Genomic DNA, 11,734 nt, shown 5'->3' on the forward strand with positions numbered 1-11,734 from the left:
GTGCCCCGGTAAGCCTTCCGTAAGCGTCAACGCGCACACTGAATGCCAATAATGCAAGGAGACAACATGACTTCGTACGCGTCGTTTCACGCCCGTTCGATTGCTCCGGACTCGCGTGCGGCCTTCTGGGAGGAACAGGCCAAAATGATCGACTGGGAGACGCCCTTCGATCAGGTGCTCGAATACGACAAGCCGCCCTTTGCGCGCTGGTTTGTCGGTGGGCGGACCAACATCTGCCACAACGCGGTTGACCGTCATCTGCCGTCGCGCGGCACGCAGAATGCGCTGGTGTGGGTGTCGACGGAAACCGAACAGGAGCGTGTCTACACCTACGACGAACTCGCGGCGGAAGTGAACCGCATGGCGGCATCGTTGCAATCGCTGGGTGTGACGCGCGGCGAACGCGTACTGATCTATATGCCGATGGTGCCGGAGGCGCTGTTCGCGATGCTCGCGTGCACGCGTCTCGGCGCGATTCACTCGGTGGTGTTCGGTGGCTTTGCGTCGGTCAATCTCGCCGCGCGCATCGACGACGCGCAACCCAGAGTCATCGTCTCGGCGGATGCCGGTTCGCGTAACGGTAAGGTCGTACCCTACAAGCCGCTGCTCGACGAAGGCGTTGCGCTCGCGCAGCACAAGCCCTCGAGCGTGCTGCTGATCGATCGCGGGCTGGCACCGATGGAGCGAGTCGCAGGGCGCGACGTCGACTATGCGCCGCTGCGTGAACAGCATCTCGATGCGTTCGTTCCGTGCGAATGGATGGAGTCGAGCGAGCCCTCCTACATCCTCTACACGTCGGGGACGACGGGCAAGCCGAAGGGCGTGCAGCGCGACACCGGCGGTTATGCGGTAGCGCTGGCTTCGTCGATGAAGCACATCTTCTGCGCGAAGCCCGGCGACACGATGTTCTGTGCGTCGGACATCGGTTGGGTGGTGGGGCACAGTTACATCGTCTATGCGCCGCTACTCGCGGGCATTGCGACAGTGATGTACGAGGGCACACCGATCCGTCCCGATGGCGGAATCTGGTGGCGCATCGTCGAGAAGTACAAGGTGACGCAACTCTTCACCGCGCCGACTGCGATTCGCGTGCTCAAGAAGCAGGACCCGGCGTATCTCACGCAGTATGACCTGTCGTCACTGCGACTGATTTTCCTCGCGGGCGAGCCACTGGACGAACCCACGGCGCGCTGGCTCACCGAGGGTGTGGGCAAACCGGTCGTCGACAATTATTGGCAGACGGAGACGGGGTGGCCGATTCTCGGCATGGCGCGCGGCGTCGAAGTCCTGCCGAGCAAGCTGGGGTCACCGGGCAAGCCGGTGTATGGCTACGACGTCAAACTGGTCAACGAGGCGACGGGCGAGGATTGCGGGCCGAACGAGAAGGGGGTGCTTGCCATCGAAGGCCCGATGCCGCCGGGCTGCCTCAGCACCCTGTGGGGTGACGACGCGCGTTTCGTCAAAACGTATTGGCAGACGGTGCCGGGCCGCACCCTGTATTCGAGCTTCGACTGGGGCGTGCGCGACGAGGAAGGCTATTACTTCATTCTCGGGCGCACCGACGACGTGATCAACGTGGCCGGACACCGGCTCGGCTCGCGTGAGATCGAGGAGAGCATTGCGAGCCATCCGGCGGTGGCGGAAGTCGCGGTGATCGGAGTGCAGGATGCGCTCAAGGGGCAGGTGGCGATGGCGTTCGCGGTGCTGCGCCGCCCGGAGCTGGTGGACACGCCGGACGCACGTCTTGCGCTTGAAGGCGATGTCATGAAGACCGTCGACAAGCAACTCGGGGCGGTGGCGCGTCCGGCGCGCGTGTTTTTCGTCTCGATGCTGCCCAAGACACGTTCAGGCAAGCTGTTGCGTCGCGCCATTCAGGCCATTTGCGAGGGACGTGAGACGGGCGATCTGATCACCATCGAAGACCCGTCTGCGCTCGAGCAGGTGCGGGAGGCGGTGGCAGGGAGGTAAGCCGCTCCTGGTCGCTTCTGTCGTCGGTGGTGATGCCGGTATGATGCGTTGTGCCTCTTCATAGCCCAACGTCATGACTTCACCCGATCAGGCCGCCTGGCGGCAGAAAGCGATGCTTTTGGTCGTCTCCGTCGGCTTCTTCATGCAGACGCTAGACTCGACCATCGTCAACACGGCGCTACCCGCGATGGCGCGCGATCTCGGTCAGTCGCCGTTGCACATGCAGGCGGTCGTCATTGCCTATGCGCTGACGATGGCCGTGACGATCCCGCTGTCGGGCTGGCTTGCCGATCGGTTCGGCACGCGCGTCGTCTTCTCAAGTGCGCTCACGATCTTCTCCATCGGCTCGGCCATGTGCGCCTATTCGAGCACGCTTGACGAACTCGTCTTATGGCGCGTCGTGCAGGGTTTCGGCGGCGCGATGCTCTTGCCTGTCGGGCGTCTGGCAGTGTTGCGCACATTCCCGCGCGAGCAGTATTTGCAGGCGCTGGCGTTCGTCGCCGTGCCTGGCATGATCGGGCCACTCATCGGGCCGACGCTCGGCGGCTGGCTCGTGAAGGTGGCGTCGTGGCATTGGGTGTTTCTGATCAATGTGCCGGTAGGCGTCGCGGGATGCGTGGCGGCCCACTTCTTCCTGACGAACGCGCGGGCTCCGCACCAGACATCGTTCGACGTCAAAGGCTATCTGTTGCTGTCGGTGGGGATGGTCGCGACATCGCTTGCGCTCGACCGTCACGCCGACATGGCGGGGGCGCACGCGCTGATGCTGGTGCTGCTCGTGGTCGGGTTTGCGGGCTTCGTCGCCTACGGGCTCTACGCGAACCGGACGCCGCAGCCGTTGTTCTCGCTCGCCATGTTCCGCGTGCACACGTTCAGCGTCGGGTTGCTCGGCAATCTATTCGCCCGCATCGGGATCGCGGCTGTGCCGTATCTCGTCCCGCTGCTGTTGCAGGTCAGTCTCGGTTATACGGCGTTCGAGGCGGGGCTGCTGATGCTGCCGACTACGATCACGGGCATCTTCGCAAAGAGTCTGGCGACGCATCTGGTCGTGCGTTATGGCTATCGTTCTGTCCTCGTGTGGAACACGATACTGGCCGGCGCAGTGATGGCCAGCTTCTCGTTGGTCACGCCCCACTATCCGGTGCCGTTGCTCATCGTTCAGTTGGGGATTCTCGGCGGCATCAACTCGATCCAGTTCACAGCAATGAACACGCTGACGCTCAAGGATCTGAACCCGGACGACGCGAGTGGCGGCAACAGCTTGTTCTCGCTCGTGCAGATGCTGGCGATGAGCTTCGGTCTGACGGTCGGCGGTGCGCTGCTGGTGACGTTCACGGGCGCGTTCGGCGAGGCGGCGGGCGTGGGCGCGCTCCCGGCGTTTCGTGCGACGTTCGCGTGTGTTGGCCTGATTACGTGTTGCTCGGCATGGATCTTCGCGCAGTTGACCGATCGCGAGCAGATGGCCAACGACGATGGCGTTGCTCAGGCGCAGGCGGCTGCCACGACGCCGCCACCGCCTGCGAACTAGCGGCGCTTTGTCAGAGGATCGGGGCTTCGGTTCGTGCCGTCAGGCAAACGGCTTGTCGAGAATTTCGGGGGCGCGAATGGCGTCGATGAGCAGGCCGAGAAACGCCTCGACGGGCGCGGGCAGGGTGCGTCCGGCCATGGTCTGCACCTGAAGCGAGCGCTGATGCAGCGCCGGATTGCGGATAGGGATGGCGACGAGGCCCTCGGGCGCGAGGCGACTGCGCACCGTGAGCAGCCCGGTGAGCGTGACGGCGTTGCCCGAGCGCACGAAGCTGTGCAGTGCGGCGTGGTAGTTGCTGATGAAGACCGGTTCGAACAGCAGGCCTTCGAGCGTGCAGCACAAATCGAACATCTGACGGATCGTCACCCCGGCCTCCGATAGCGCCATCGGGTACGGCAAGAGGTCGGCAAGGGCAATCTCGCGCCGCTTGGCGAGCGGGTGCTTTTTCGCCATCAGCGCATAGATCGGCGCGGGTTGCGTGTGAACGACCTGCACGCCTTTTTCGGGCGCGACGCTGAAACACACCGCGATATCGGCTTCGCCATCGCGGACCCGCTCCGTCGCTTCGAAGGGCGATACGACATTCAGCAGAAAGTGCGCGCCCGGATACGCCTCGCGAAAGCGCGCGAAGACTTGCGGCAGGAAGTCGCGCGCCACACCTTCCGAACTGGCCACGCGAATCGTTGCGCGTCCCACTTCCGTGAGACCGCGAATCTCGGATGTGACGCGCTCGGCATCGAGCAACACACGCCGCGCATGATCCGCGAGTAGCGCGCCCGCTTCGCTCAGCACCATGCCGCGCGGACGCCGTTCGAATAGCGGCGTCCCCAGATCCTCTTCCAGCTTGGCGATCTGACGGCTCAACGCTGAAACCGCCACATGCAAGCGTTCCGACGCCCGACTCAGTGAGCCTGTCCGGGCGACTTCCAGAAAGTAGCGCAGTGCGTGCGTTTGCATGGGGAGATCGGGGTGGGGAAGGTGTCATTTTTGCTTTGCCGAAACAGCAAAGAAACCTTCGAAATATTATCATTGTTGTCAAAAATAGCGACTCCTAGAATGGCCTGAACGGTTGTGCCGCAGCGTGCTACCGACACGCGTCGCATCCATGTCGTACCAATGAGCGAGACCGGCAGCCGTGCCCACAATGCCATCTGGAGACAAGCAGTGACCCGTAGCGCAGCGATTTCCCAAGCCACCGCCCAATACGATTCGGGCGCTTTCCTCGACACGCTCAATCGTCGCGTCGCCTACAAGACTGAGAGTCAGGAGCCGGACAGCGGCGACGTTCTTCACGCTTATCTCTCCGACGAAATGACGCCCGCGCTCGCGACGCTGGGCTTTACGTCGCGCATCGTCCCCAATCCGATACCGGGCGGCGGACCGTTCCTGATTGCAGAGCGTCACGAAAGCGACGACGCCCCGACCGTCCTCACCTATGGGCATGGCGACGTCGTGCGCGGTTACGACGCACAATGGCGCGACGGCCTCAAGCCGTGGGAGATCGTCGTCGAGGGCGACCGCTGGTACGGACGCGGCACTGCCGACAACAAGGGACAGCACACGATCAATCTGGCGGCGCTCGCGGAGGTGCTTGCCGCACGCGGCGGCAAGCTCGGCTACAACGTGAAGATGATCGTGGAGATGGGCGAGGAAATGGGCTCGCCGGGGCTGCGTGCCATCTGCGAACAACTGCGCGACGAGTTGCGTGCGGACGTGCTGATCGCCTCCGACGGTCCGCGTCTGGCGGCGCAGCGGCCCACGGTCTTCCTTGGCTCGCGCGGTCTCGTCAACTTCAAACTCAGCCTGAATTTGCGTGATGGCGGCCACCACTCAGGGAACTGGGGTGGTCTGCTGCGCAATCCGGGCGTCGTGCTGGCGAATGCGATTGCGTCGATGGTCGACGGCAACGGCAAGATTCTGGTCGAGGGATTGCGTCCGCCCGAACTGCCTGTGTCGGTGCGACGTGCGCTGGCCGGACTTGAAGTCGGTGGCGGCCCGAACGACCCCGAGGTCGATGCCGATTACGGCGAGCCGGGCCTGACACCGACCGAGCGCGTCATCGGCTGGAACAACATCGAAGTGCTGGCCTTCAAGACGGGCAATCCCGAGAAGCCCGTCAACGCTATCCCCCCTTACGCCTACGCGCATATGCAGATCCGGTTCGTCGTCGGGACGGATTGGGAGCGTCTGGGAGACATCGTGCGTGCGCACCTTGACGCGCATGGTTTCACGATGGTGGACGTAGAAGTCGAGCGCGGTGTGATGGCGACGCGTCTCGATCCGGAGGATCCGTGGGTGCTGTGGGCGCTGGCGTCGATGCGCGAGACGACCGGCAAGCCGCCGGTGCTGCTACCGAACCTGGGCGGTACGTTGCCGAACGATGTTTTCGCCGACGTGCTGGGGTTGCCCACGCTGTGGGTGCCGCACTCCTATCCGGCGTGTTCGCAGCACGCGCCGGACGAGCATCTGCTGGGTTCGGTGGCGCGCGAGGCGTTGCAGATCATGGCGGGACTTTTCTGGGATCTGGGGGATGTGAACCTGAACGAGGGGAAACCGCGATGAACAGCTCCGCTGCCGCCGCCGGGGCGGATCAAGCCGAGGGTACCCACGACGCCAATGTGACGGCGAGCGCACGTTCCGATGTGCCCGTCTACAAACTGATCGTCGCGACGTCCATCGGCAATGCGCTCGAATGGTACGACCTGATCGTCTACGGCTACTTTGCGGTGACGATCTCGAAGCTGTTCTTTCCTGCGCACGACGAAACCGTGTCGTTGCTAATGGCGCTCGGCACGTTCGCGTTGTCGTATCTGGCGCGACCGTTGGGGGCGTTCGTGCTCGGCGCGTACGCCGATCGACACGGACGCCGCGCGTCGCTGATGCTCTCGATTGCGATGATGACGGTTGGCACAGGAATCATCGCCTTCATGCCGACATATGCGGTCATCGGCGTGTGGGCACCTATCGGCATCTTCCTGTCTCGTCTGATGCAAGGGTTTTCGGCGGGCGGAGAGTTCGGTAGCTCGACGGCCTTTCTGGTCGAGCACGTGCCGAACCGTCCCGGCTTCATGTCGAGCTGGCAGTTCGCGAGTCAGGGCGCGAGCACGTTGCTGGCGTCGGCATTCGGGGCGGTGCTGACCGGTGCGCTGACGCAGCCGCAGCTCGAATCGTGGGGCTGGCGGATTCCGTTCCTGTTCGGGATGCTGGTCGGCCCGATCGGCTTGTACATTCGGAAGTACGTCGACGAGACGCCCGCATTTGCGAACGATGTGGCACGTAAGAAGGCGGCAAGCGCCGAGGGCGGCGATGCAGGCAAGTCGCCGGTGTGGGAGGTGCTGGCGACGCAGAAGTCGCGTCTGTTGGTGTCCATCGGCGCGTTGATTCTGACGACGACCGCGAACTACATGATCCTGTACATGCCGACGTATGCGACGAAGCAACTCGGCCTGCCGCCCGCGCAGGGCTTTATCGCGACGCTGGTGACGGGGTTTGTGATCATGACGCTCACGCCGTTCGTCGGTCATTGGTCGGATAAGGTCGGACGCATTCGCATCATGCTGGTGGCCGGGGTGCTGTTTCTGTGTACGGTGTATCCGGCGTTTGCCTTCATGAATGCGCATGCGTCGCTGGCGACGATGATGGTCGTGATGCTGTGGGTGGGCGCGTTGAAGGCGGTGTACTTCGCGCCGATCCCGGCGCTGATGTCGTCGTTGTTCCCGACACGCACGCGCGCCACGGGCATGGCCGTCGGCTACAACCTGGGGACGACGATTTTCGGCGGCTTCACGCCGTTGGCGGTCGCGTGGCTGATTGCCGCGACGGGCAACAAGCTTGCCCCGGGGTTGTATCTGATGGTGGGCGCCGTGATCAGTCTGACGACACTGTTGATCGCCAGAACGCGGATGGGCGCTCGCTGAGCGTTACATCGGACGTTGCATAGCTACGTCGTTACATCGTTACGTCGCCACATCGTTAAGCCGCGAAATTAGTGACGTTGAGGTGGCGCGTCCTCGGTCGAAAGGAGCGACGGGGCGCGCAACTCGTTGAGGAAGTGATCCCGCACCATGGCGAGCGAGTCGGCTTCGGTGTCGGGATTGGCCTGCCGGAGGGCGTCCGAAACCTGACGGGCGACGTCCGCGAGAATGACGCCCCAGACCGCCTCCTCGGAAACTTTGCGGGTTTCCTGATACATCCCGACCTTCATCGAGCAGTACATCGTCTTTTCTGCGGTCCAGACGCGCAGCATTTCGACTGCGTCATCGTCGGCCAATACGGCGTCGGGGATGGGACATGCGTGCATCAAATACCTCTTGGATTGTTGACGGACTTGCGCGAGCCGTCGGTCTGGCTTGAACGGGGGAGTGTGCTTGCGGAGGCCGGAAACACAGGCTTTGCGCCGGGCAAAACCATGCGACGATGATGACGCGGCCACTCGTTCAAACCCATCGGGTAACGACCGTAGATTGCCTTGGTACTTGTCTGATAAATCATCAGCTTTGGCTGCGATACGTATCCTTCTTGATGCCTAGGGCGGCCGCGATGCTCGTCGTCGCGTCCTTGCGGACTCCTGCCGTAATGCCTTCCACAACGCTTTCGATCAGATTCAATCGGGCCTCATTTTCCTTCTGCGGTAATTCGTCACTGCGCGTGTCGGCTATCTGATTGAGCAAGTTGCCAAGCACTACGCTTGCCGCACCGCCCATCGCACCCGCGCCGCAGTTGCCCCCTGACGCCGAGCCAGCGGCGCAGCCGCCAATAGCCTTCATTCAGTTTTCCAATGGCCCGGGGCCACTCGTTGTGCGTCAAAAAATGCTCAGTGAATGGCCATGAGTAGCTCGTGAGTTTTCGAGGTCGCATTGCCAGGGCGTTGTTGCATCAATGGAGATCGAAAACATGAGCCCCTCAGTGAAGCCGAATTCAGGCGATGCGGACGGATTTCGGGCGTGCGAGCGTGGCCATTCGGTTGAGCACGCCTGCGCGGATGACCACTTCGGTAGCTTGCGAGCCGATTTCGCGCGCCCACAGGCTGTGTCCCGTGAGCGTCTTGAGGCGGTACTTCAGGGTCTCAGCCAGCGAGCGCTTGTGATAACCGCTGGCGACTTTCCATTCGCGCCGACTGCTTTTCTCAATGACATCGATGGCCTCGTGAACCTTCCACTCGCCTTCGCCGTAAAGCTTCAGCCCAGTGCTGTCGATTACCAAATGCAGCGGCTCGCTGGCATGCGAGGCGGGCAGCACGACATTCAGATGCTGCGCTCGGCGGCTCAACGTCGTGTAGTTCGGCACAGGCAACGTTGGGAAGACCAGGCTGCGCAAGCTCTGCGCGAAGCCTTGCAGCGCGCGCAACTGCAAGTGGAACACCGTCTTCAGACCGAGCAGCCCTTGGATCGGCGCGTCCGTGTAGACGGGCGGGCGCCCACGCTTGGGCGACTCGGTCTTAGCCGACGGCACAAGCGAGCTCTGTTCGACCCACACGTGACATCCCCTGGGGCAATCAGCCCCTGGTTGTACTGCGCCCAATTCTTGACGCGGTAGGTACCCTTGGGCTCGCTTCGCTCTCGGTGGTCCTTGCGCATCGTCCCGGAAAAAATCCAAGACACTACGCCGCTTCGGCAAAAGTTAACAGCACTACCCTCACAGCCGTTGCGCCTAAACGTCAGCCCAACCAAACCCGAATTTATGCAACAACGCCGCGCGAGGTTTAGATTCCGACGGAGCGGCTTCGAATGGCTTTAGTGCCTTGAGCTGCAAGATATCCGGTAATTGCTAGCAATGCGGTAAGGGGGAAGGTAGCGAACCAGAGCTGCAACGGTTGCTTATGAATTAGATGCAATGGGGCTGAAATCAACCAAGTGAGCAACGCCGAGAAAAAAACATGCGCAAGACGATTTTTCAAGATGCAGGCTGTGAGTATGCAATACGCTAATGGGGTTAGAAGTAAGTTGCACACGGTCAGCGCAACAATTAATAAGGGGCTTCCTTGAAGGACGATTTCTATGATATGGCCGATGGCAGGAACTACCAGTGCTACGACGATGAAGGGGAATATCCATCGTCTCAATTCGAAATTCCAGAATTCGGCCTCCTCATCAAGCGCACCTAATCTTCTTCCCACAATTGCAGAGATTGCGGTCGAGAGACTGCCGAAAATGACAGACATGGCGAGTCCCGCGATGCTGAAGCCGTCAGGACTGTAGAATATGAGGATGAAAAATAATTGAAATATTGAAATTCCAAACGCCGATCCAAATGCTACGTAAATAAAAGATTTTTTAATAAAAAAATTCTTTTTCATGTTTGGTTTTTGCGCGGTTAGAGGTTTTTGCAAAAATAGCCAGGTAAGCGTTCCCGAGAAAACACTAAGCCCGACAAAATACATGGCCAATTTACCGAGGCGATTCCACGTGGCGTTGTTGCAGAAAACATGAGCCCCTCAGTGAAGCCGAATTCAGGCGATACGGACGGATTTCGGGCGTGCGAGCGTGGTCATTCGGTTGAGCGCGCCTGAGCCGATGGCCATTTCGGTAGCTTGCGAGCCGATTTCGCGCGCCCACAGGCTGTGTCCCGTGAGCGTCTTGAGGCGGTACATCGGGGTCTCAGCCAGCGAGCGCCTGTGATAACCGCTGGCGACTTTCCATTCGCGCCGACTGCTTTTCTCAATGGCATCGATAGCCTCGTTACGCTAGGCTGCACCCGTCGTAAGCTCGGACTAAGGCTTCGCGCCATCGCGTGGTGGAATCAAGGGCCGCGCAGATTTGGCCCGTGTTTGCGTCCCTGCCGTGACGTTTCCACCCGCCGCCGCTATCACCGTGACGATCTGGCGATAACGCCCGCATGACGTCCATTGAGCGGTATCCTCGATCTGAGCCTCTATCGTCGAAGCTCTGTTGAAGGCGTTTTTGAACGGGAAAAGCCCTAATTTTTATCGTCCTTTCGCTCTTCAATTTTTGTCAAAATCCAAGATCCAAACCCAACGGGTACTCCTGCAGCCAATCCAACTTTGATCGATGAAATAATGTCGTCATCGTAAAGAAATAATTCCCCGGTTGATTTGAAAATGAAAAAATAAGAAGACACTGCAAATCTCGTAATGATTGATATTATGAAATAAAATATTGATGTGTAAATTATGAGGATAATGATGTGAGTAATTTCTTTTATCATTTTTCAATTGGTTAGTTTTTGGATAATCGAGGTTGATCCTTCCGAAACAACGGGGCCGGTGGCCGTGCCTAGTAGTTCCATAACTGCCGGTGTTGCCGTGCCTTTAATCAATTTTTCGGGGAGTCCGCCTGCACCAACTCCTACGGCTGTTCCCACTGCCGAGCTCAAGGCCGGAGTAGTGATTGATTCACCCTTAATCGTTGCTCCAAGCGCGGCACCAGCAGTACTGATCGACGTCGTCGCGATAATTCCCCGCCCCTGCGTTATCGCCCCGTCCACAATAGCAATAAGCGCATCGACCTTACTCATTTCCTGCTCGCCGTTGAGCGCTTTCTGAACGACTAGGTTCGCCGCTCCACCGATCGCGCCGCGCACGGCCATACCGGTCGCGGTAGCAGCACCCGGCGCGAGTGCTGGTGCATTGCCCATCAAAATCACCCAATTCTTCAAAAGCAGCGTCGCTGGCTGCGGTACGTCGGTACCGATCCATTCGAGCAGATCGGTTTGGGCTTTTTGGATTTCCTCAGCGGATGCGCCGTTCTGGCTCATGAATTCCCCCAGCGAGGCCGCAGCAGCACCCGCTTTCACTACGCCTTGTGGAAGCGTGAATTGGTTGTTCTCCAATTCCAGTCGAGACGCGATGCTCGCTGTCGTGGCGTCATTGCCCGTCCCGGCGGTGATGCCTGCCACGACGCTTTCAATGAGATTCATCCGGGCCTCCTTGTCCTGCTGCGGTAATTCGTCATTGCGCGTGTCGGCTATCTGATTGAGCAAGTTGCCAAGCACCACGCTTGCCGCACCGCCCATTACACCTGCACTGCAGTTGTTGGGGCTCCGGCGCATCCGACAGATCAAGAGGTGAGCGTCCGATCCCCCTGATTAAACATACTTTGCGCGGATTTCGGGCTGCCACCACGTTGGGGGCATGCTATCAATCGTTTACTTTTTTTGGGATTTGCGTTGGTTGCTGGTTTTGATTTTTTCCATTACGAGTATCCCGATCGATAGTGGGATGCTGGCGGCTGTCGCTGCTTTCGCTGAATAGATAATGTCTTCGGTGCCAAAAATAAATAT

At 60.3% G+C, this 11,734-nt stretch carries 9 protein-coding genes and 2 pseudogenes; 4 read left to right on the top strand and 7 right to left on the bottom strand.

The features are described 5' to 3' along the window. Positions 1-66: 66 nt before the first annotated feature. Positions 67-1,968: a propionate--CoA ligase gene (locus NA29_RS07100; protein ID WP_039397109.1), complete on the top strand. Its 1,902-nt coding sequence runs from the start codon at positions 67-69 to the stop codon at positions 1,966-1,968. A 73-nt stretch (positions 1,969-2,041) separates the two neighbouring features. After that, complete coding sequence (mdtD, locus tag NA29_RS07105; RefSeq protein WP_072633220.1) at positions 2,042-3,496, top strand: multidrug transporter subunit MdtD; 1,455 nt, start codon at positions 2,042-2,044, stop codon at positions 3,494-3,496. Between the two features lie 39 nt (positions 3,497-3,535). Here mdtD and NA29_RS07110 read toward each other — a convergent pair whose 3' ends face one another. Next, positions 3,536-4,453, bottom strand: a complete 918-nt coding sequence (locus NA29_RS07110) for a LysR family transcriptional regulator (protein ID WP_039397111.1) — start codon at positions 4,451-4,453, stop codon at positions 3,536-3,538. Between the two features lie 207 nt (positions 4,454-4,660). Here NA29_RS07110 and NA29_RS07115 point away from each other — a divergent pair, with 207 nt between their 5' ends. Beyond that, positions 4,661-6,058: a M20 family metallopeptidase gene (locus NA29_RS07115; protein ID WP_039402657.1), complete on the top strand. Its 1,398-nt coding sequence runs from the start codon at positions 4,661-4,663 to the stop codon at positions 6,056-6,058. Next, the gene (locus tag NA29_RS07120; RefSeq protein ID WP_084103533.1) at positions 6,055-7,413 is read left to right on the top strand and encodes an MFS transporter; all 1,359 of its coding nucleotides are present in this window, start codon (positions 6,055-6,057) and stop codon (positions 7,411-7,413) included. The genes NA29_RS07115 and NA29_RS07120 overlap by 4 nt, the downstream gene beginning before the upstream one ends. 68 nt (positions 7,414-7,481) lie before the next feature. Here the strand turns inward: NA29_RS07120 and NA29_RS07125 are convergent, their stop codons facing one another. The 6 genes and pseudogenes from NA29_RS07125 to NA29_RS07160 form a co-directional block, all read right to left on the bottom strand. Next, positions 7,482-7,766: a DUF5076 domain-containing protein gene (locus tag NA29_RS07125; RefSeq protein WP_157744767.1), complete on the bottom strand. Its 285-nt coding sequence runs from the start codon at positions 7,764-7,766 to the stop codon at positions 7,482-7,484. 220 nt (positions 7,767-7,986) lie between these two features. Further along, positions 7,987-8,262 carry a hypothetical protein gene (locus NA29_RS07135; RefSeq protein ID WP_039397114.1) on the bottom strand — a complete coding sequence of 92 codons (276 nt, stop codon included), beginning with the start codon at positions 8,260-8,262 and terminating at the stop codon, positions 7,987-7,989. A 151-nt stretch (positions 8,263-8,413) separates the two neighbouring features. Beyond that, a pseudogene (locus NA29_RS07140) lies at positions 8,414-9,072 on the bottom strand (transposase). Between the two features lie 125 nt (positions 9,073-9,197). Then, positions 9,198-9,875, bottom strand: coding sequence for a hypothetical protein (locus NA29_RS07145; protein ID WP_039397116.1), 678 nt, complete (start codon positions 9,873-9,875; stop codon positions 9,198-9,200). A 69-nt stretch (positions 9,876-9,944) separates the two neighbouring features. Further along, a pseudogene (locus NA29_RS07150) lies at positions 9,945-10,256 on the bottom strand (IS5/IS1182 family transposase); the annotation flags it as partial. Positions 10,257-10,663: 407 nt separating this feature from the next. After that, positions 10,664-11,467, bottom strand: a complete 804-nt coding sequence (locus tag NA29_RS07160; protein ID WP_052252595.1) for a hypothetical protein — start codon at positions 11,465-11,467, stop codon at positions 10,664-10,666. Positions 11,468-11,734: the final 267 nt, after the last annotated feature.

This window comes from Pandoraea sputorum (genome assembly GCF_000814845.2).
GTDB lineage: Bacteria > Pseudomonadota > Gammaproteobacteria > Burkholderiales > Burkholderiaceae > Pandoraea > Pandoraea sputorum.